The organism is Candidatus Omnitrophota bacterium (assembly GCA_023227985.1).
GTDB lineage: Bacteria > Omnitrophota > Gorgyraeia > Gygaellales > Profunditerraquicolaceae > JALOCB01.
The window spans coordinates 1-21,023 of sequence record JALOCB010000023.1 but is presented as its reverse complement, the minus strand read 5'-3'; the positions used below and the strand labels follow the sequence as shown (position 1 = coordinate 21,023).

The 21,023-nt window shown below is 49.5% G+C and carries 18 protein-coding genes; 16 read left to right on the top strand and 2 right to left on the bottom strand.

The window, feature by feature from the left end:
- The 9 genes from M0R35_05710 to M0R35_05670 all read left to right on the top strand — a co-directional run.
- On the top strand, positions 1-1,212 hold a 1,212-nt coding region (locus M0R35_05710; GenBank protein MCK9595156.1), incomplete at its 5' end, for a DUF362 domain-containing protein.
- A complete protein-coding gene (locus tag M0R35_05705; protein ID MCK9595155.1) occupies positions 1,175-2,134 on the top strand; it encodes a hypothetical protein in 960 nt (319 codons plus the stop codon). The genes M0R35_05710 and M0R35_05705, both read left to right, overlap by 38 nt.
- Before the next feature lie 75 nt (positions 2,135-2,209).
- Positions 2,210-3,424: a glycosyltransferase gene (locus tag M0R35_05700; protein ID MCK9595154.1), complete on the top strand. Its 1,215-nt coding sequence runs from the start codon at positions 2,210-2,212 to the stop codon at positions 3,422-3,424.
- A complete protein-coding gene (locus M0R35_05695; GenBank protein MCK9595153.1) occupies positions 3,405-4,886 on the top strand; it encodes a B12-binding domain-containing radical SAM protein in 1,482 nt (493 codons plus the stop codon). The genes M0R35_05700 and M0R35_05695 overlap by 20 nt, the downstream gene beginning before the upstream one ends.
- Positions 4,887-4,888: 2 nt before the next feature.
- Positions 4,889-5,977 carry a glycosyltransferase family 4 protein gene (locus M0R35_05690; protein MCK9595152.1) on the top strand — a complete coding sequence of 363 codons (1,089 nt, stop codon included), beginning with the start codon at positions 4,889-4,891 and terminating at the stop codon, positions 5,975-5,977.
- Between the two features lie 2 nt (positions 5,978-5,979).
- A complete protein-coding gene (locus M0R35_05685) occupies positions 5,980-6,864 on the top strand; it encodes a glycosyltransferase (protein ID MCK9595151.1) in 885 nt (294 codons plus the stop codon).
- Positions 6,857-7,843 (top strand): glycosyltransferase, encoded by a 987-nt coding sequence (locus tag M0R35_05680; GenBank protein ID MCK9595150.1) that lies wholly within the window; start codon positions 6,857-6,859, stop codon positions 7,841-7,843. The genes M0R35_05685 and M0R35_05680 overlap by 8 nt, the downstream gene beginning before the upstream one ends.
- A 4-nt stretch (positions 7,844-7,847) precedes the next feature.
- Complete coding sequence (locus M0R35_05675; GenBank protein ID MCK9595149.1) at positions 7,848-9,284, top strand: flippase; 1,437 nt, start codon at positions 7,848-7,850, stop codon at positions 9,282-9,284.
- On the top strand, positions 9,274-10,260 hold the full coding sequence (locus tag M0R35_05670) for a radical SAM protein (protein ID MCK9595148.1): 987 nt from the start codon (positions 9,274-9,276) through the stop codon (positions 10,258-10,260). Before M0R35_05675 ends, M0R35_05670 begins: the two co-directional genes overlap by 11 nt.
- A 9-nt stretch (positions 10,261-10,269) precedes the next feature.
- Here M0R35_05670 and M0R35_05665 read toward each other — a convergent pair whose 3' ends face one another.
- Together M0R35_05665 and M0R35_05660 are read right to left on the bottom strand one after the other, a co-directional pair.
- Positions 10,270-12,630, bottom strand: coding sequence for a glycosyltransferase family 39 protein (locus M0R35_05665; GenBank protein ID MCK9595147.1), 2,361 nt, complete (start codon positions 12,628-12,630; stop codon positions 10,270-10,272).
- Positions 12,620-13,450: a glycosyltransferase gene (locus M0R35_05660; protein ID MCK9595146.1), complete on the bottom strand. Its 831-nt coding sequence runs from the start codon at positions 13,448-13,450 to the stop codon at positions 12,620-12,622. The genes M0R35_05665 and M0R35_05660 overlap by 11 nt, the downstream gene beginning before the upstream one ends.
- Positions 13,451-13,658: 208 nt before the next feature.
- On the opposite strand from M0R35_05660, the gene M0R35_05655 reads away from it, so the two are divergent.
- The 7 genes from M0R35_05655 to M0R35_05625 all read left to right on the top strand — a co-directional run.
- A complete protein-coding gene (locus tag M0R35_05655; GenBank protein MCK9595145.1) occupies positions 13,659-14,384 on the top strand; it encodes a complement C1q domain-containing protein in 726 nt (241 codons plus the stop codon).
- Between the two features lie 33 nt (positions 14,385-14,417).
- Positions 14,418-15,140 (top strand): complement C1q domain-containing protein, encoded by a 723-nt coding sequence (locus M0R35_05650; GenBank protein MCK9595144.1) that lies wholly within the window; start codon positions 14,418-14,420, stop codon positions 15,138-15,140.
- A gap of 98 nt (positions 15,141-15,238) precedes the next feature.
- Positions 15,239-16,309, top strand: a complete 1,071-nt coding sequence (locus tag M0R35_05645; protein MCK9595143.1) for a tetratricopeptide repeat protein — start codon at positions 15,239-15,241, stop codon at positions 16,307-16,309.
- A 5-nt stretch (positions 16,310-16,314) separates the two neighbouring features.
- A complete protein-coding gene (locus M0R35_05640; protein MCK9595142.1) occupies positions 16,315-17,508 on the top strand; it encodes a hypothetical protein in 1,194 nt (397 codons plus the stop codon).
- Entirely contained in the window at positions 17,508-17,792 is a 285-nt protein-coding gene (locus M0R35_05635) for an acyl carrier protein (protein ID MCK9595141.1), read from the top strand. Before M0R35_05640 ends, M0R35_05635 begins: the two co-directional genes overlap by 1 nt.
- Positions 17,749-20,187: an AMP-binding protein gene (locus M0R35_05630; GenBank protein ID MCK9595140.1), complete on the top strand. Its 2,439-nt coding sequence runs from the start codon at positions 17,749-17,751 to the stop codon at positions 20,185-20,187. The genes M0R35_05635 and M0R35_05630 overlap by 44 nt, the downstream gene beginning before the upstream one ends.
- A 190-nt stretch (positions 20,188-20,377) precedes the next feature.
- On the top strand, positions 20,378-21,023 hold a 646-nt coding region (locus M0R35_05625; GenBank protein MCK9595139.1), incomplete at its 3' end, for a tetratricopeptide repeat protein.

Sequence of the window (21,023 nt, the reverse complement as noted above, 5' to 3'; positions counted from 1 at the left end):
CGCTTATCATTTAGAAATGAAAGTGGTATAATTGAGGCAATGAGAATATTCGTAAGGATAATCAATATATTGATCGCTGCGTTGTTTATTTTCCGGTCAGCGAAGGATAAGGCCGAAGCCTCTACATTGCCCGCCGAGGACACCAAATATAATTCTATAGCGCTTGCGTTGGATAAAAAGACTGTTGATCCCAAGCCGGTCGAAAATAAGCTTATCACCTCCCAGGTGGCGGTGGTTAAAGGCAATAATCTATACGCGTTGACCAGGAAGGCCATAGCTTCCCTGGGCGGGATGAAGGTTATTGTCAAAAAAGGAGACAGGGTATTCATCAAGCCTAATTATATAACCGGAGGCCTGGACGGGCATGATCCTGTTTCCGCGGGGGAGATCGCCCATCCGGAAGTGGTCGCTTCAGTGGCTGAGGAATGCGTCAAGGCAGGGGCAAGTGAAGTGGTCATCGGCGAATGGGCGGAACGTCCGGTAAAGATAAATTTCGGGGGAAGGGACGGCAAAGAAGGCGCCCAGGTAAAGCGCCTGATCGACCTGTTGAATAAAAAATACGGCAATAAGATATTCCTGATAAATCTTATGGAGCATACCTCGTATTACCGTTATTTCCCTTCTTCGTCCAGGCTGAATTTCCTGGTCATCCCCGACCTGGTCGCTGACGCGGATGTGGTGATCTCAATCCCCGCGTTAAAAACCCATCATAATCCCTGTCCGGTAAGCCTGGGGATGAAGAATTTTATGGGGATAATGCCTTCCACGATTTACGGCGAGCCCAGATATAAACTGCATCACGCAGGATTGCATCAGGTCATCGTGGATATTAACAAGGCGGTGAAACCCGACCTGGTGGTGATAAGCGCGGCATTCGGGATGGAAGGCAGGGGCGCTTCTTTGTTTTTAGGCGGCAAGGCGGTGGATGTAAGAAAGAAAATAGGCGGGGCTTTAGTGATCGCCGGCCGCGACCCTGTGGCTACCGACGCCACCGCAACCCGCATAATCTCCGGAGATTGGGGCCCGGTGCCCGCTGACCCGAACCTGGGCGTTCCCTGGTATGTGCACCATTTAAGGATGGCCGCTGAACAGGGCTTGGGCAATTTGGACAGCTCACGGATAAAGATCATAGGCGAAAAATTAGATAAAGTAAGAATGAATTGGGAGCGTTCGGATGACAATGTTTACCCGGAATTGCCCGAAAAACAATAACCTGGGGCCGCGCAATATATTATGCCTGGCGGTATTCTTCAGCTTACTTTACAGCCCGGTATTCGCCGCTTCCGGATCGGTCGTTGACGCGGGCAACGCGACCGGTGGATGGAATAAAGGGATAATTACCGCAAGAGAGGCGGTTTTTACCGACAGGGCTCTGGCCAGGTCCGAGGTTAAGGCATATGTTTTTGAGCCGGGCAAATATCAGCTCTTCGCTTATATCCACCATAACTGGAGAAGATCAGTCCCACGGATCCTGGTAGAGGTTGTGGATAATAACGGTTTTTTATACCAGGGGTTCCACCGGATAGAGAATATCTGGTATCTGGACCAGGACAGCCCGGGCCGGTGGTTTATGGCCTCTTTAACTACGGAGCCTTATTGGGGATTGCCCAGAGGTGATCTGACCATCCGTTTTTGGGCTGAGAGCCAGGAAGGGGTCTGGGATACCGCTAAAGCGGCAATGGAAGGGGATGTCGCTATTGATAAATTTTTTCTTATCCCGGTGCAAGGCTCCGGAAAGGATCTGAGCTTATCCGGGGTGATCTATCCGGAAAGCGGGACAGGCGATTGGGATATTTCCGAATACCAGGCGGCGTACGCAACAAATTTAGCTGAAAGCGCTAAGCAGGGGCAGACGCTGGTTGTTGCGGTAAAGGTCCCTTACCCCGGTTATTACAAACTGTGGGCGGAGGCGTTCTCGGAGTCGGATAACGGCCTGAAAATAATATTCCGGGGAGATCAGGATGAGCAGGAAATGAACATCAAGATCAAAGGCGCAGCCTCCTGGTCGATGATCCGCGCTGATCCGGTATATTTAAAGCAGGGGGAATATAAGCTGATCCTGGAACATTTGAGCCCCGATAAGGTGGCGCTCGATTATTTGATGCTTTTACCCGGTGGCGAACCGCAAAAATAACAGATAGGGCTTTGATCAAAGGCGGAAAATCGCACCTAAAATAGGATATTCAACTGCTGATCTATGAAGATATTGATGTGTAACAAATTTAACTTTATTAAAGGCGGGGCCGAGAGGTATCTGTTCGACCTGAAGGACGGCCTGCGTAAAATGGGGCACACCCTGATCGATTTTTCGGTTTCCAGCGACAGAAATGAATACTCCGAATATTCCGCTTATTTCGCGCAGGCGAAGGATTATTCGAGCGCCTCCATCCGGGATTTTATCCCCAATCTTCAGGCAAGCCTTGATTTTGTTTATTCATTTGACGCCGGGCGCAAGATCAGCTCTTTGATCGATAAATGCCAGCCGGACATCGCCCATATCCACAATATCTACCATCAGATATCCTCGTCAATACTGCATGCCTTGCGCCGGAAGAAGGTCCCGGTGGTCATGACCCTGCATGACTATAAGCTGATCTGCCCGAATTACTCTTTGTTCAGTAAGGGCAAACCCTGCGAAAGATGCAAGGGGGGCAGGTATTATAACGCCTTGACCCGCAAATGCCTGCGGAATTCCTTCGGGGCAAGTTTGCTGGCTTGCCTGGAGATGTATATGACCAAGGCGCTGCGGATCTATGAAGATTCGGTTGATCTGTTCATCGCGCCCTCGCGGTTCATCATGGATAAAGCTATAGAATTCGGCGTAGATGAACGGAAGCTCAGGTATTTGCCTTACGCGATAGGCCTGGAACAGTTCAACCGTGTTGGAAAAAACGGGGAATATATATTATATTTCGGCGATGTTTCCGATAAAAAAGGCGTAGCCCTTCTTTTGCAGTGCGCCCGGGAAATAGGCGATGTGCCGATAAAAATAGCGGGCGACGGTCCGGATAAAGATAAATACCGGAATTATTGCTTAGCTCAGGGACTGAAGAACGTGGAGTTCCTGGGTTATATGTCCAGGCCGGACCTGGCGGCGGCTATCCGCAATGCCCTTTTTGTGGTCGTGCCTTCATTGTGGCCCGAGGTCTGCGGCTTAACGATCTATGAATCTTTTGCCTGCGCTAAATGCGTGATCGCGGCGGATATAGGAGGGATCCCGGAATTCATCGAAGATAAGGTCACGGGATTATTGTTCCGGCCGGCGGATCAGCGTGACCTGCTGGAGAAGATGCGCTATCTTTTGCATTCCCCCGAAGAGCGCGAGCGGCTCGGAGATAATGCCTGCCGGAAAATCTCCGGGTTTAACGACCGGAACAAACATTATCAGGAATTGACCAGGATATATGAAGACTGTTTGCGGTGATGATCAGGTTGAGGCGTTATTTCTTGTCCCTCCGGCCCAGCTGAATAAAAAGAAACTCAGCGTTGACCGGCTATACGGGTGTAATTACGGGTTCGATTATAAAACCCCGCTGCACCTTTTGCAATCAGCGACTGCGCTCCGGGATAAAGGCTGTAATGTCCGGTTCCTTGATTGCCCTGCCGAGGGGTATGACTTAAAAAAGTTCGCCGGATTCATCTCCAGGCAGAAGCGTTTGGGGTTGGTTGTTTTCTTCACGGTCTGGCTTTCCAGCCAGGAGGATATCGCGGCTGCGCGGATCATCTCGGATCTTGCCAAAGGGGTTAACATTGTTTTTATCGGGCCGTATCCTACCTGGCAGCCGGAATTATTCCTTAAAAAAGATAATTATTTCGTGGTCAGGGCAGAGCCGGAACAGGCCCTGGTCGAATTGGCGCGGGGATTAAAAGAAGATGAGCCGGTCAGCGGGGTAAAGAATGTGTCTTTTTCCGGAAAGGCCGGCATTCAGCATAATCCCAGCAGGGAATTGTTGGTTCTGGACGAACTGCCTATTCCTGACCGCCGGCTTTTGCAAGGCAGTTATTCTTTTAACCGGCTCAACAGCTTTCCGGCTACTGCCGCGTGTTTTTCCCGGGGGTGTACCTTTAAATGCTCTTACTGCGCGCCGCAGGCAGGCGATCAATCCGTGGAATTGGAATATCAAAAGAATTCCCGGGAAAAACCGCCTTTGCGATCGCGCAGTGTTGAGAATATGATCCGCGAATTCCATGATATCCATTCATTGGGTTATAAAGGGGTAGAGATATGCGACAACCAGTTTGTCTGGGATAAGAAAAAAGTTATCGCTGTTTGCGAAGGGATCAAGGGCCTCGGCCTGGAATGGATCTGCTGCGCCAGGGCGGATCACTTGAAGGATAAGCCGATGCTTTTGGCAATGCGTGAAGCCGGATGCCGGCTGGTTTATACGGGCACAGAGTCGTTTGACCAGCGGATATTGGATGATACAGGCAAAGATATGGCGGTGGAAGATGCTTTGAAAGCGGTAAAATTATTGCGCGAGTGCGGGATCGAGCCTGAGATATCCGTTTTATTCGGCGCCTCCGGCTTGGAAACAGAATCCAGCCTGCGTTACAGCGTTAAAGAGGCGAGAAAGCTTAAGACGCGGTTCATCCATTACAGCGTCGCTATGCCTTTGCCGAATACACGCTTATACAGGACCGCGCGGCAGAAGGGCTGGCTTAAGAATGATTTTTCGCCTGAGGATAACATAAGAGCCGGGTTGCTGGATCTGCCGCTGATCAGCGCGCGAAAACTCAAGTCGATGGTCAGGGGATGTTATCTTCGCCAATATCTGTCTTTTGGGTTCATCTGCAGCCAGGTTTTCGCCCCGGGTTTTTTTCGAAAGTTTTGGCCCAGGCTAAGCGCTTTAAAAAAATTGATAACCTATATATTCAGCCCATCGTAAATATGAGGATCGCTTTTATCGGGACACGGGGTTTTTTCAGCAGGTATGGCGGGGTGGAGATAGCGGTCCATGATACCGCCTGTCGTTTGGCTGAAAGGGGCCACGAAATAATCGTTTATTGCCGGCCTGATGGGACAACGGCAAATCATCCTTTACCGGAAAATATCCGGTTGATCTATATCCCCACGCTTAACACTAAATACCTCGGCGCTTTTATCCACGCGCTGCTTTCCAGCCTGCATGTTTTGTTCATTAAGGCGGATATTGTGCATTATCAGGCATTAGGCCCGTCTTTTTTTTCTTTTCTGCCCAGATTGTCCGGCAAAAAGACCGTAGTAACAATACACTCCTTGGATTGGAAGAGAAAAAAGTGGAATGCCTTCGCCAGATCATTCTTAAAACTCTGCGAATTCACGGCGGTCTTTTTTCCGAATAAGACCATAACCGTGTCCCGGACACTCAAGAAATATTATGAATCCCGGTTCGGAAAGAAGGCCCGCTATATCCCTAACGCGGTTAGTACCCCGGAAATATCGACCGGCCCCGGGTTCAAGCAAAGGGATATAATACTTTTTACCGGAAGGCTTGTCCCGGAAAAACGTGTCGATTGCCTGATCCGGGCTTATAACGATATCCGCCCGGATATGGACCTGGTTATCGCCGGGGGGCCCGGCTCCGACCCTAAATACGCTTTTTACCTGCGTGATATCGCGGCGGGGAATGATAAAATAAAATTTCCGGGCCGGGTCGGCGCCGGTCAACTTGATGATCTATATCGACGGGCTTATATTTTTGTCCTCCCGTCCGAGGTTGAAGGCTCGCCGCTGTCTTTGCTGGAGGCGATGAGCTACGGGGTTTGCCCGGTCACCGCGGATATCCCTGAATGCGCCGAGATCGCCGGAGACGCGGCGGTGTATTTCAGGCCCGGAGACCATATTGACCTAAGAGACAAGATCAAATCACTTATCGATGCCTCATCTGTTTGCGCGGAGAAAGGGGCGGTAGCCAGGACGAGGGCGGCTGAAAATTACAGATGGGAAGGCGTGATCGACGCGCTGGCCGGTTTATACGTTTCGCTTAAAAGGCCGTAAATATGGAAAAGGTAAGCTTATATATCCCCTGTTATAACGCCCAAAGGTATTTAAAAAGATGCCTGGACAGCGTTGTGCGGCAGACCTATAAGATCGACGAGATACTGGTTGTTGACGACGGCTCGACTGACAGCACGATGGCGATCGCCGGGGATTACCCGGTAAGGGTGATCAGCCATAACCGGAATAAGGGCCTGGCTGCGGCCAGGAATACCGCTTTTCGGGAGTCGCGCAATGAATTCGTCGCCGCGTTGGACGCCGATTGCGCCGCTTCTGCGGAATGGCTGGCGGAATTAATGCGCTGTTTTACCGAAGGGGATGTCTCCGGGATTGCAGGCAGGCTTTTGGAAAAAAATACATCCGGCCTGGCGGATAAATGGCGGGCCCGGCACATGAAGCAGTCTTGGGGTGAAGATATTCTTTATGACCCGCCGTTCTTATACGGGAATAACAGCGTTTTCAGGAAAAGCGCGGTCATAAAAGCCGGCCTGTATAATGAGGGATTCAAAACTAATTACGAGGATATTGATCTCTCTGAAAGGATATATAAATGCGGTTTGCGGATGGCGTACAATCCCCTGGCGGTTGTCGGGCATTTGCGCCAAGATAAGGTCATATCCGTTTTGCGCAGTTTCTGGGTAAGGCAGTGTTATTACCGCAAATATAACGAGCTCCGGGAAAAAGGCATATTAAGGGAGATCGCCATGCGCATCGGTGGCTTATCCGATTACGTGGATATCTCCGAGATCTTTTTCCGGGAGGATTACGCCAATGATGATTATGGCCTTTTGGCGGTAGATTCCTGGTTGGTTTTTTATTGTTTTTGGGAGGATATGAAATATCTGTTCAAAAGGTTTTATTCGCCTGGAGCGTTGCCGTATGATTGATCCTGTTTTTGCCGGGGTTATAATACCGGTATATAACGATAAGGATAATTTTAAAATATGCCTGGCGGCATTATGCGCGCAGACTTATCCGCGGGATAAATTTGAGATAATGATCATCGACGACGGATCGACTGACGGGCTGGGGGAATGGCTCGAGTCTTACCGCAAACCGGCGGGTTTGGATATAAAATATTTTTATCAAAAGAACAAAGGGCCTTCGTCCGCCCGGAATCTGGGTATAAAATATTCCCGCGGGGATATACTGGCGTTCATCGACTCCGATTGCGTCCCGCAGAAAGACTGGCTGGAAGAGGTCCTGAGGGGATACGCGTCGGATAATGTGGCAGGGGCCGGCGGCGTGATCGAGGCCCTGCCTACAGGCTCAAAGGTAAGCCGGTATTGCGCTTATGTGAAAATGAACCGGACTCCTAAGATAGATCCCGGAGGGATAGCTTATTTGATAACCGGTAACGCTTCTTTTCGCCGGGATTGCCTTATCGCGGCAGGAGGTTTTGATGAACGCTTTGATTTTCCCGGCGGCGAAGAGCCGGATTTATGTTATCGCCTGAAGCAAAAAGGTTATATCTTCCAATTTAACCATAAAGCGGTGGTGTATAACGCACACAAGCAGAACTTATCGGAATTTACGCGGACTTATTTCAATTATGGCAAAGGCCAGTCTTTTTTAATGGCTCGAAAAATGTCGAAGTGGGACCTGGTATCTGTTTCAAGGCTGAAATGGCCGTTTTATTTCTTAAAGATGCTCGTAAAATTGTTTTTTATCTTTATAGCCAATCTAAAAACGATCCTTCGGTTCATCAAGATACCGTTCTACGGATTATATTATTACGGCAAAGGCCTAAGTATCGCGGATAGTTTCAGGTATGCCATATACGATTATCTTAAGTCGGTTTTTTTTGTCCTAGGCTGTTTCTGCGGGTATTTTATAGGAAAATTCCGGGGTTTTAAACGAACGTGAAATAATGTCTATAGCGCGAAAAATAGCTCGGAACAGCGGCGCGATCATCGCAGGGTATATCGCCGAAAATATACTGAATTTTGCATTATTCGTTTCTCTGGCCAGGTATTTCGGCAAGGACGGTTTCGGGAAAATATCCTTCTTGGCGGTTTTCTTTTTCTTTTTCAGTTCAACCGATAACCTTTTGATCAGGCCTATCCTGGTCCGGGAAATGTCCCGGGATAAGGGGAACTCCCCGGTTATTATCGGTAACGGGCTGATCATCAGGCTTTTGTTCGCGTTTGTTTCCGTTATTGCCCTGTGGATAGCTGTATGGGCCGCTAGATCTCCGTTTGATGTGGTGCAGCTCGCTTTTTTTACTTCCATAAGCCTGATAATGGCCTCGTTGGGCAGCTCATATGAAACTATCTTTGAAGTTAATTTCCGGATCTGGTATTTTAAACTGATCAGCCTTATAATACTGGCTGCTACCTTGCTTGGGCTTTATATTGTGATTTATTTAAAGGCCGGCTTGCTGCATTTTTATGTATTATCCCTTATTTTGTCTTTTGCCGCATTTGGGTTTATCAGGCATTACGCCGGCAAATTGATCAGGCCGGAATTCAGGATCGATCTCAAGTTATGGAAATTGATATTTCAGGAGTCCTGGCCGCTGCTTTTGACAGCGCTATTTATCTTTATTTACCATCGTATCGACCAGGTGTTGCTTTTACGCTTCAGAGGGGCGCAAGAGGTGGGGGCTTACGCGGCCGCGGTAAAATTAGCCGAGATGTTAAGCATTATCCCGGTTGCTTTGAAGGTATCCATATTGCCGTTAATGTCCGCCTACTTCAGGGATTGTCCGGAAAAGATCACCAGGATCTACCGGGCGAGTTTTAAATACCTGTTATTTTTGATAATCCCGTTAGCGGTCTGGGGGAGCATTTTCTCCGGCAGGATAATATCTCTCATTTACGGGGCGGAATTCGCCGCGTCCGGACCCGCATTATCCATTCTTATCTGGGCTGAGGTTTTTGTTTTTATCGGGGTGGTCAATAACGCTATTTTGATCGCTACCAATAAACAGATACTCGATCCGGTCTTTACCGGTACTTCTGCTGCCGTGAATTTGATCTTAAACCTGGTCCTGATCCCTAAATACGGTTTTGTCGGCGCAGCCGCCGGCAGCCTGTTCTCGTATGCCGTAGGCCCGGTAATGGGATATTTCATCAAAACCACCCGGCCTTATTCGGGATCTATGTTATACTATTCGCTAAGGCCGCTTTGCGGCTCGTTGGTGATGTTTTTGTGCGTGTATCCTCTGCGGGAGATGTTCTGGATATCCGTGCTGGTTTCCCCGGTCATTTATCTGCCGGTAATGTATATCATCAAGGGTATCGATAAAGAAGACGTGCGGATGATCAGATCATTGATCCCGGCGTTCAATAAATATGCCGAATAAGAATAGGGGGGAAATAAGGGCGCTGCTGGAGAAGTCGTACCGGGAATGTTTTCCTTACCTGCCGCCGGTCAGGCTGGATATCTGCATAACCACCGCCTGCAATACAAACTGCGCGTATTGCTGGCACCAGAAGAAGTCCGGGAGCAAACTCACCTTTGAGTCTATCGCGCAGGTTATTGACGTTTTATGCGGTCAAAGACCGCCTAAGCTTAATTTGACCGGAGGTGAGCCTACTGTTTATCCCGATTTCGAACGGGTCCTGGAATATGCCCGCATATCCGGGATCAAAGACATTCTGTTGTGCACTAACGGTTTTCGTTTCCAGGACCCTGATTTTGCCGAAAAGGTGGTTGAACTGGGGGTAACCGCCCTGAATGTATCCGTGGATACCCTGGATCCGGAAAAATTCGAAAAACTGCGCGGATTCAAATTATCCGTTATGAGAAAAGTATTGGCGAACCTTGCCGGATTAAAAAAGAAATACCCCTCTGTCAGTATAACCCTGGCTTCGGTGATCTCTAAAATGGTTACGCCGGATGACCTTTTTGAGGTCAGCGAATTCGCTAAAAAGAACGGTTTTGGTTATTTTACCCAGACGTTCCTTAAGACCGCGTATCATTCCGTGAACAGCGCTTTTAATTTGTCCGAGAAAGAAAGGGATGCCTTCAGGCAAAAGATGCCCTGGCTTGTCGGCAAGGTCGCAGATGTGGTCAAGAGGGATGTTAATCCCCTTACAGGAAAAGAGAAGAGGATGCCCTGTTATAAAGGTATAACTACCGTGAAACTGTCCAGCGACGGTTCAGTGGGGTTTTGCTGGACAAGCGAGCCTGTGGGCAATATTCTGCGCGACAACTTTTCCGATATCTGGGTTTCTTCTGCCGCTAAAGAAATGCGCCGGTATATCCGCGACGGAAGGTGCAGGTGCGATTTTGACTGTGATATTTATGAAAGCATCGAGTTGTATGAGGATGTTTGAGCCAAGGGGCTAATTCTGATCAAATAGCAGTTCGATCCTGAAATCCTGCGACTTCCCGGGTTGAAAGTTGCTGTCGCTAAGGCCGTTCTTTTTGTAAAATCCGGCGGTGATCGCTCTTTCAGAGGGCTGAACGGAGAGTTCCGCGACAGAGATAGAGCCGGCGGGCAGCAGGTCCGCGGCGAGGGTTATCTTTGGTAAGGAAAGCTTATCCTCCGGCCGCGGTGTAAAGGTCATTGTATCGCTGCCGCTGCCTGCCCAGACCCTTTTGCACGGTTCGTCAGCGTACCTGAAGTCAAGCGCCTTTTGGATGCCGGTTGAAGCCGTCAATACCTTGTATTTATCCGAAAGCATCAGTTTACAGTCGATTGCTTTGATCTTAACGTTATTTTCCCCCTCCAGCTTTATCCGCCAGGTTATCTTGCCGGGGAATACATCGATCACCCATATTTGTTTTACCGGAGCGAACATCCATCTGCCTGAGGCGATCAATCGCGAATCGCCTTCTTTTTTGACGCTCCAGACCGCTTCCAGTGAATCCCGCCAGGATTGCTGGGATAAGACCGCGGAGAACAAGCCCAGGCCCCGGGTTATCTCAACGCCGTTATAGAATATCCTGCAGCTTCCGGAATCAAAAACCGCTTTTAATCCCCCGCTGCGCGCCGTTCTGGACCCGGCTGAACCGGGATATGCGGTATTTTTATAGACCAGCAGGTTTGTATTGTCCGGCAGGCGCACGCTTTCCAATAATGTGAACTTGTCGATATTCCGGTAAAAGACCTCCTGGGCTTGCGCGATCTTTCTTTCCCACTCGGTCCTGGGCCGGTCGGGCTTAGGGGCTGTTTTGCGGTCGAGAATAAGCAGATAATCGGTTATAAGGCATAATTCCCCCAAAGGGGCAAAGCGTTTTATATAAAACGGCTCGACCATATTTATGGTAAGTATGCTTACGCGTTCTTTGTTAAGCGCTATCATCGCGGAGATAGCCTCATATATCTCCGGGGGGGAGCTAAGCATTAGTATTTTTATATGCTTTCCGGACGGGGCGTCTTTCTTTATGATATTGAAAACATCCCCGGCTTTCCAGTCTGATCTGGAGGGGTGGGAGGATTTATCCTGGCGGTAAGGGTTGACCTCGAGTTTTTGCTTGAAAAGAACAAGGTCGAAAGCGAAAGGCTTGTTTCGATTAAGGCAAAAGCCGGTTTTTTGGGGCAATGCCGGGATGCCGTAGGATACCGCAAAGAATTGCAGGATCGCCGCTGCGGATATGAACCCTGCCCAGATCCTGCCGGAGCGCGAACGGAGCAGCCCGATAGCGGTGATGACCGCGGCCACGGGTAAAATGGGCAGGCTGTAGCGTAACATGCTTCCCGGGTCCAGGATAAGTATGAATATATAGGTAAAAAGCGGGATCCCTATGGTTAATGATAATTCGGCTTTGTTTTTGGTTTTAGATCCGTAGAAAGGATAAACCGCCAGGAGAAAAGACAGGAATAATATAAAGGACATCCCGTCGGATATCGCGGTAGCCAGTGAAGCGACCAGCCAGGATATCTTTAAGACGATAAATTCCGGGAATTGTATCCGGTAAGCGCGCATTATGTCACCGCAGGTCAGGCCGCGTACGCGCTGGAGGATGTCGCCGGAGCGCGAAAAATAAAATAAGGCCGATAAGGAGAACGCGGCCAGGGCCAGGATGCGGATGTTTTTCGCGGCGGTCCTGGTTTTATCCTTTTTTTCGCGCAGGCCCAGGCATAACGAAAGAAACAGAGGGCCGGCAATGAAAAGGATAAAGTTGAATTTAGTCAATAACCCCAGGCCCAGGCATATCCCGAAGGCAAGTGAGTTTTTTTTGTCGGTGAAGCGGTCGGAAGCGATCAAAAAGTATAAACCGGCGCTGAATATGGCGGCCAGCGGCAAATCAAGCATAAACAGCCGCGTGTGATTGAAGATCAGCGGATAGAAACTGACCAGGAACGCGGCGAATATCCCGACCCGCTGATCGTTGCCGGAGATCTTTTTGGCTAACGCGTAAACGGACAGGATCAGCAAAGTCAGGAAAATGGTTGAGTTTATCAATACCGCGGCATCCTGGCCCGGGCCGAAGATGAGGTAGAACGGGGCAATGATAAATCCCGTAAATATCCCGTGCCATGATGGCGGGGCGATCGTGGATAAGGAACTGAAATGCGGGAAATGCGACAGGGACTTGAGAAAATCGAACACCCTCAGGCTGTAGTCCCATTCCCTCCAGGAATCGAGTTTCAGGAACGATGTGTCTATGTTCAGCCAGATAAGGTTGTTGATAACGTGGAACGCGATGAGGCAAGAGAGTAATAGCCCCGGCAGGATCCTTTTTAGCCTATCGTTCATTTTTAGGGCGTTTTAAGCGGTTGATCAAATAAGACAGATTAACGATCATCCGGAAAAAACGGTTCAGATCAAGGAAAAACAAGGAGCGCAAAAGGTTCGCCGGGATGGAGAATAAATTATAAGCGATATCCCGGGTTTTTTTATCATAGTTAGCCAGGCAGCGGCCTTCCTGAGCGCTCCTTTGGAATAAAAAGGAAAGGGTTAATTTTTTTTGGGGGATCTGATGGTAAACGACCATGTCTTTGTTGATCCCCAGGGAAAATCCGGCTGCCAGGGCTTTCCGGATCCGCCAGTTATCTTCTCCGTATGGCAGGAGTTCCCGGGGCGGGGCGTCTTTTTCGACGCGGTCCAGGACATATTTGCGGAAAGCCGCGTTACCGCCCAGCGGCGGGAATTTAACGCCGGGAAGGGTATTGATCCCGATCATCCAGTTCAAAGATCCGTTCCACCAGCGGGGCAGGGAAATATCTTTAAGCAAAGTTGGCCCCCCGCAAAAATCGTTGCGCGAGAGAGTCAGGTTGATCTCTTTCAGCCAGTTTTTTCCGGCCAGGCAGTCGTCGTCGGTAAAAGCGATAATATCGCCTGCGCAGGCATTGAGCCCCAGCCTTTTTGCTTCGGCCAGGCTTAATCTTGTTTCGCAGGGTATAAGCCTTAAGCGCTCCCGGAAATTATCCCGGATAAGGTCCGCGGTCCTGTCGGAAGAATGATTATCGACCACGATAATCTCAAAATCCGGGCAATTATTTTGGCCGAGCACGCTGTTCAGGCAATCTTTCAGAAGTAATTTGCGGTTATAGGTTATTATTACTACGCTGATCATTTTATTCCATCCGGTTAAGGTGAACTTAGTTTACTACTATCTATTCTTTTTGTCAATCAAGGGGACGGTTCCTCGCGCCGAAACCTATCCCGCCGCAACAGGTTACAACAAGGCATTTGTCAATATCCCCTAATAGTAATTGACAATGAAAACGCGGAGTTTATAATATATTAAACTGCCTATTCTGATTGTGAGCATGGAGGGGGATATGCCCAGGTTAAAAGTCATAATATTATTTTTTATCATTTTAGTTTCCATTTCCGGAGTCCGTCTTTTTGCCGCAGATGAGACTATTACTTTAACAGCTTATTATCCGATCCCTTACGGCAGTTATAGCGCGCTGGTCAGCGATCAAATGAAGATCGGGGCAACTTATTCCGGCAGCGGCATCATTACCGCGGATAATAACCTGCTGGTAGAAGGCAATGTCGGCATCGGCACGCCTAACCCGACCCAAAAACTCGATGTCAACGGGATCATCAGGAATCAGAATCCCTGGTTTGTAGCCTCGTCAACAGACGGCTGGCGGTCAGGACCGGCAGGCTGGATAAACGTTCGTCATAGCCGCCCCCTGGGCGGGAATAAGTATAACTGGTATGACCCTCAAACCGGCAGATTCTATGCCCCGGTAAGAGGGGTCTATTTTTTTACAGCCAGCCATTATATCTATGCGGCTCAGGCCGGTGTGCCGTATATCCATCATGTTTTCGGCGTTAACGGCAACTGGAACGGTTCCGGACGGACGGGATATTCCGGAGGGTATACCATATTCGCCGAGAATTGGTCTACCTACAATTCCTCGACCAGTATCAGCGCGATACTCTACTTAAATGCCGGCGATTATGTGAATGACAATGTATATTTATCAAGCGCGGCTACTTATATGTACGGGGCTTATTCTTTTTTCCAAGGGGCGTTATTATTCGCGACTTGATTTTTCTAACAGATTTTCATTGCGGAGGCGGATATGTTTAGATCAAAAGCCGTAATAGCGTTGCTTATTATTTCTATTCTCATTCCCGGAGCGCTGCTTTTTGCCGAGAATGAGACTATTGCTATAACCACGTATTATCCTTCTCCTTACGGCGATTATCTCGCTTTGACCAGCCGCCGGATGAAGATCGGGACAACTTATTCCGGCAGCGGCGTCAATGTCGCGGATAATAATCTGCTGGTAGAAGGCAATGTCGGCATTGGCACTACCACCCCGGTCCAAAAGCTGGATGTTAACGGGACCATCAGGGCCCAGAATCCCTGGTTCGCCGCGTCGTCGACCGATTGCTGGCGGTCGGGTTCAGGATGGATAAATGTTGTTCATAATCGTGTGTTGGCCGGGAACAGCGGAGGCTGGTATAGCACTGCTAACGGCAGGTTCACCGCTCCGGTGACCGGGGTGTATATCTTTGTGGCCAGCCATTATATTTATTCCTCGAATTCCGGTGCAGCGTATATACACCATGTTTTTGGGGTCAATGGTAACAGTAATGGCGCCGGCCGCACGGGGAATTCCGGGGGGTATACCATATTCGGCCAGAATATGGGTAATTATGATTCGTCGACCAGCCAAACCGCGCTGATTTTTTTGAACGCCGGCGATTACGTCAATGATAACGTGTATGTATCCAGCGCCGCTAATTATATGTGCGGGTATCATTCGTTTTTCCAGGGAGCGCTGCTATACGCGACCTGATATCCGGTCATCCGCCGCAAACCCATACTTTACGATAGAAGGGATGAAATTGAGACTGAGCCGGTATCCCGCAGCCTGTAAGGCCCCGCGTTATTAAAATGACAAAGTCAAATTGTTTGCTTTGGTGCGCTGTTATATCCCTGGGGATGATGCCTTTGGGTAATTCGTTGGCCCTGGGAGAAAACAGCAAGGTCTATGCGGAAAAAGAACTGCGCATCCTGTGCCTGGGGGACTCGACAACCGTTCAAGGCGGCGGCCAGTCTTATCCGGCGCAGTTAGAGCGGATATTGAATAAGAACGGCAAACGCGTGCGTTTCCGTGTCATAAACGCCGGCAAGGCGGAGGCGACAACCTTTGATATCGCGGATGCTTTTTCGGATCAAATAGAACGTTACGCCCCGGATATGGCTGTTGTTATGATGGGCATAAACGACGGCTTCCTCCGGTTTGACTACAGCAAGTTTACACGAATGGGCTGGTCTTATAAAGAAAAAGGCCAGCGCGCCGCGGCTATCGAATCCTTTCAAAAAGCGATCGCGCTTAACCCCGTAGGTTATCGCGAGCATACCGAGTTCGGGATATTTTATCTGAAATCAGGGGAATACGCGCAAGCGCAGAGATTGCTTAGGAAAGCTGTCGATATCAACAGATATGCGGATGAGGCCTATATTGTATTGGGGTGGTGTTATTTGGGGCAGAACAGGCCCGCAGAGGCGGAAATGTCATTTAAGAAGGCGATGGAATTGAATCCGCGAAATCCCGATATATCGGGCGGTCTGGCGATACTGTGCGAACAAAACGGCGATCATGATTCGGCGCGGGTGTATTATGAGAAGGCAAACCTGTTGCGCCTGAGCCATAATCTCCCGGGGAGCAAGCGTAATTTCAAGAGAGTGAGGTCTATAGCCGCCAGACACCGGGTCCCTTTAATGTGCGTGCAATATCCGATGAGAAGCGCAGCACTGTTAAGAAGAATGGTAGGCCGGCTTAAAAAAGATGTCATAGTTGTCGATAATGAAGAAGTATTTAAAAAGGCGGTGCGGGAGCACGGTTACCGGGAATATTTTGAGGACATGTTTGCCGGCGAGTCCGGGCATTGCACCGCCGAAGGCAACCGTTTATTAGCGGATACGGTAGCGGCTTCTATCCTGAAATATTATGCCCTCTGATCATTATGGTATTGCTTGAAGCCCTTATTGCACTGATCGTAAGCGTGATCGTATACTGGTCTTTGCGGACGACCCGGGCGCGCTTGGCATTGATTCTGGCGTGCAGCCTTATTTTTATCTTTTTTTTCGGCAGCCTGTATGCCTTCTACGCGCTTTTGAATACACTGGCGGTGTATTGGGCCGGCAAGATCATTGCGCGAAGGCCCTCGTCGAAGAAATTGGCCCTGCAAATGGCCGTCATTTGGCTGCTTGGCAATCTTTGCTTCTTGAAATATTCCGCCGCTCTTTTAAAAGCAAGCTCGCTAATACCGGTTATCCCGAAGGTTAAGGAGTTAGGGCTCCTGTTGCCGATCGGGTTCTCTTATATAATATTCAGGCTCGTGCATTATATTGCGGAGGTTTATAAGGGCAAGATCGTCAATACTTCATTCCTCGACCTTTCCGCTTATGTCCTGTTTTTCCCGACCTTTCTCTGCGGACCTATCGAGCGGTTCCCTGTTTTTTACGAACAGTCTCGGCAACCGCGCGAGATAGGGGCGCAGATCCCCCATTTAAACTATAGCTTGTTCCGTATCGCCCTGGGATTGGTAAAGAAGGCGTTTATAGCCGATAGCATCGCCAGGGTGGTTATGCCGGTTTTGATCTCTGCGCAGGCGCACAGCAGGATAGCGGTTATCCTTTCGGTATACGGGCTGATGCTTCGGGTTTATATGGATTTTTCCGGATACACGGATATGGCGTTAGGTGTTGCCGGATTATTCGGTTACCGCATAGTCGAAAATTTCAATAAGCCGTTCCTTCAGAAAAACATCGCTATGTTCTGGAGGAGCTGGCACATTTCTTTATATACGTGGATACGCGACTATTTTTTTCTGCCGATATTCGGGTATGCGGCTTCCCCGGGGAAGATATATATCGGCATCCTTGCGTCAATGCTTGTATTCCACCTTTGGCATGGATTGTCCCTGAATTTTCTGGGCGCCGCGATATATAACAGCGCGGGCATATTCTTGTGGATGGCGTTCCGTTTCGCAAAAAAGAAGGTCCCGGCGCTCAACAGGATGCAGGGTAACGCGTTCTCTGGCGTTTTAGCGTTGTTGGCCACATTCTCGTTCGTGAGCCTGGGGTCTGTTTTCCTGATGTTCGATATGGGAGGATGTCTTGCGGTATTTGCGCGCATCTTTACCTGGAGGGCGTAATGCGGGATGATTACAAAAAACAGCTCAAGGAGTTTATCGCGAAGAAGTTCTTGAACGGCAGGGCCGCGTTAAGCGATGGTGAATCCCTTTTTGCGGCAAATATAATCGATTCTTTCGGGATGCTGGAACTTATAGCGTATATCGAGAAGGATTTTTGCGTCCGCCTAAAGCCGAGCGATATCGATATCGATAATTTTGATACTGTCGATAAGATCGTCTCCCTGATTGAGGAGAAAAAAAATGGAAGGAAGGGGCAGGGTGAGGAAAAAAATCCCCGGTTTTGATTTTAGCCGGAAATCCGGCATTGTAAATGCGTTGCAGTATCGCGGCCGCATCCAAACGGACCTGTTCCTGCGCGCGCGCAGGATCCGGGATGAGGTGTTCTCCGGCGAGGTTGAGGTCCGCAGTGTTATTGAATATTCCAACGTGTGCAGGCAGGAATGTAAATTCTGCGGCATGAACAGGTTTTCATCGGTTAAAAGGTATTGCATGGGGACAGATGAATTCCTGGCCCGCTTCGACAGGCTCTACGCGCGCGGCCGGAGGATAATAATGATTCAGTCCGGGGAATTGGGGCCGGGGCGGTTGTTCGAACGGTTATATGCCGCGCTAAAGCAGGTAAGGGGCAGGTACCGGGATTGCGCGATCATATGCAGTCTCGGTAATTTGGATATCGACAGATATAAGAGGTTGCGGGATATCGGCGTTCAAAGATACCTGCTGAAGTTTGAAACGTCTGATCCGGCTTTGTATAAGAAAATAAAACCTTCCGATTCTTTGCGCAATAGGCTGGCGCATATCGCCGTTCTTAAGCGGCTCGGCTTCCAGGTAAGTTCGGGCAATATTACCGGTTTGCCCGGCCAAACCTTTGAGAGCCTTGCCGATGATATCGTGCTTTTGAAGAAAATGGATATCCCTATGTGCAGCACATCGGTATTTATTCCTAATAACCTGTCTCAATTCGCCGGCTCCGGGACCGGGGATGTGAATACCGCGTTGAATTTCATCGCGATTTTAAGGATATTGTGCCCGCGGGCGGTGATCCCCGCGACCAGCGCCCTGGAACTGGCGGCAAAAGGCGCCCAGTTGTCCGGGCTTATGGCAGGATGCAATTCTGTCACGCTGCATGACGGCACTCCGCGTAATCAGGAGCAAAAGTACATCATTTACAAAGAAAAAAGGTACAGGCCCAAAGATGCCCTTTTTGCCGTTGTCGCCAAAGCCGGGTTGCGCGCTTCTTCACGGTCGGTCCTCAGGGAGAAACTATGCGATTCCGTATATAATGCGCTTATCGTCAATCATTGCAAGGATGGAAAAACCGCTGTTTATGCGGATGGCAAACGATATTCCTATGATGATCTTGATGAACTCTCGTCCAGATTCTGCTCCTTTTTGACCGATAAAGGAGTTTTGCCGGGGCAGGTGGTTATGTTGGCCCTGTATGATTCGATCGATTTTATCGCCGCTGTTTTATCGTGTATCCGGCTGGGGATAACCGTGGCGCCGTTCGATCCCCGATCCGGCGCGGATGAATGGAAGAGGGCCCTGGCAACAGCCAAACCTGACCGGGTATTGTGTACCAGCGGGGCATACAAGGTGTTCCATGACCCGCGGTTTCTAAAGATATCCGAAGACGATTCATCAGATCATTTTATTTCTTTAATAAAGCAACAGAGGGTAAGCCGTGTTAATTCAGCGGTGGACAGGTATAATCCCGGGTTGATATTGTTTTCGTCCGGGACGACCGGCCGGAGCAAGGGGGTTGTCCACGCGTATAAGGATATGCTGGTTGACGCTTTTTCCCGGGAAATCCTGAGGGTGCGGCCAGCCGATATTTTATTTTCATTCTCAAGTATGTATTCCAGTTTCGGCTTGAGCAACAGCCTGTTTTTTCCGTTTCAGGCTGGGGGAAGCGTCATAGTGTCCCGGACCGTGCCAAATGCTTTTTCGTTCATCGAGATATTGAGGCGTTCTCCGACAATACTGTTCGCTGTCCCCGGGATATATGGCCTTCTTTTAGAGCATGCGCAGGAGATCAAGGGGATGTTTTGCTCAGTCAGGGTTTGCGTTTCGTCGGGGGAGAAGTTGCCGGCGGATATGTTAAGGCGGTGGAAGCGGTTGTTCGGTATACCTTTGGTTGAATGTTACGGGTCCACGGAAATGTTCCACTCGTTCATTTCGAATATCCCGGCCAAAGCAAAGCCCGGGAGCTGCGGAAGAGTTGTTGAAGGGTTTGGCGTGCGATTTACCCGGCAGGGGCAGCTTGCGTATACGGGACCGACATTAGCCTCGGGGTATTATAACGACCTGCCCTTGACCCGCGAGCGGTTCGTGGACGGTTGGTGCTTTTCAGATGATACCGGGCGCATAAAGAACGGGTTTGTGTATCTGACCGGCCGGATGAACCTGGTATTCAAACGATCGGGTAAATGGGTTTCGATCCCGGATGTGGAAAACAGGCTAAAAGAATGCCGCATTATAAAAGATATCATAGCGCGGCGCGTTCGTGGCGGCCTGGATTATTACGTCTGCGTTAACGGCGGGGTTGATGAGGGAACCGCGCAAATAACGATCCGGGAATTCTGCAAGCAGCGCCTGCGTTTGCATGAGTTCCCCCGGCGCATCCATATAGTAGGGCGGATCCCCAGGACCCGTTCGGGCAAGGTCCGCAGGATATAGCTAAGGCGGTGGTATGAAAAAACGGGTTTTTTGGGATTCCTGGGTCGTAACCGGCTTCTTGGCCGCGGTGATCGTTTGCATCATTTTATACCTTTATTGCGCGGAGTATGAGCCGTTCTTATTTATCTATTCCGCTTTCTAAAAAACGCTTAACAGACCGTGTTTTTTGTGCTATAAGGAGGGTATGAGTATGAGAAACCTAATGTTAATATTGGCCTTTTTGCTTCTTTCCCCTATGAGCCCAGCGCCTGTTCGCGCCGAGACGGTAATCTTGAAGACCGGGGAAAAGGTCGAAGGGAAGATCCTTGAAAAAGGCGATAGTTATATAAAAGTTGATTTCTTCGGCGTGCCCCTTACCTACTATTTGATCGACATTGAGAGCATTGACGGCCAACCAGTCAATTCCGGACAAACAGCCGCATCCCCCGGGGATCCGGCGGAAAATCAAGCGGCTTCCGGCAATCAGGTATTAACTAAGCCCTATACCGCCAAAGAGTCAATGCGGCAAGCGATCTCATATTCCTTGAGAGGCGACTATGAAAACGCGATGAATATGTATGTGGACGCGGTATACCTTGATCCCAGCATACATCTGGCGATGTTCCTTAGGGGCGCTGCGCAGGATAAGGCGGGAAAACGGGCGGACGCGTTGCACGCTTATGTGCTTGTTTTTAATGTCCACCAACTGTATTATTTGAAAATCTTTTATGCCCGGTGGGTTGTTTACAGGCAGCCCGGACTTTTGGAACAGGCCGTTTTGGGCCTCGACAGTAAAATAAAAAATGACCCGGCGGACCACGCCGCGTACAACGCAAGGGGTTTTTTATATATCCTGG

Coding starts and splice junctions, on each gene's coding strand:
- M0R35_05695 (MCK9595153.1), top strand. CDS start 3,405: ATGAAGACTGTTTGCGGTGATGATCAGGTTGAGGCGTTATTTCTTGTC.
- M0R35_05660 (MCK9595146.1), bottom strand. CDS start 13,450: ATGATCAGCGTAGTAATAATAACCTATAACCGCAAATTACTTCTGAAA.
- M0R35_05670 (MCK9595148.1), top strand. CDS start 9,274: ATGCCGAATAAGAATAGGGGGGAAATAAGGGCGCTGCTGGAGAAGTCG.
- M0R35_05655 (MCK9595145.1), top strand. CDS start 13,659: ATGCCCAGGTTAAAAGTCATAATATTATTTTTTATCATTTTAGTTTCC.
- M0R35_05650 (MCK9595144.1), top strand. CDS start 14,418: ATGTTTAGATCAAAAGCCGTAATAGCGTTGCTTATTATTTCTATTCTC.
- M0R35_05665 (MCK9595147.1), bottom strand. CDS start 12,630: ATGAACGATAGGCTAAAAAGGATCCTGCCGGGGCTATTACTCTCTTGC.
- M0R35_05680 (MCK9595150.1), top strand. CDS start 6,857: ATGATTGATCCTGTTTTTGCCGGGGTTATAATACCGGTATATAACGAT.
- M0R35_05700 (MCK9595154.1), top strand. CDS start 2,210: ATGTGTAACAAATTTAACTTTATTAAAGGCGGGGCCGAGAGGTATCTG.
- M0R35_05675 (MCK9595149.1), top strand. CDS start 7,848: ATGTCTATAGCGCGAAAAATAGCTCGGAACAGCGGCGCGATCATCGCA.
- M0R35_05630 (MCK9595140.1), top strand. CDS start 17,749: ATGGAAGGAAGGGGCAGGGTGAGGAAAAAAATCCCCGGTTTTGATTTT.
- M0R35_05685 (MCK9595151.1), top strand. CDS start 5,980: ATGGAAAAGGTAAGCTTATATATCCCCTGTTATAACGCCCAAAGGTAT.
- M0R35_05635 (MCK9595141.1), top strand. CDS start 17,508: ATGCGGGATGATTACAAAAAACAGCTCAAGGAGTTTATCGCGAAGAAG.
- M0R35_05690 (MCK9595152.1), top strand. CDS start 4,889: ATGAGGATCGCTTTTATCGGGACACGGGGTTTTTTCAGCAGGTATGGC.
- M0R35_05640 (MCK9595142.1), top strand. CDS start 16,315: ATGGTATTGCTTGAAGCCCTTATTGCACTGATCGTAAGCGTGATCGTA.
- M0R35_05705 (MCK9595155.1), top strand. CDS start 1,175: ATGACAATGTTTACCCGGAATTGCCCGAAAAACAATAACCTGGGGCCG.
- M0R35_05645 (MCK9595143.1), top strand. CDS start 15,239: ATGACAAAGTCAAATTGTTTGCTTTGGTGCGCTGTTATATCCCTGGGG.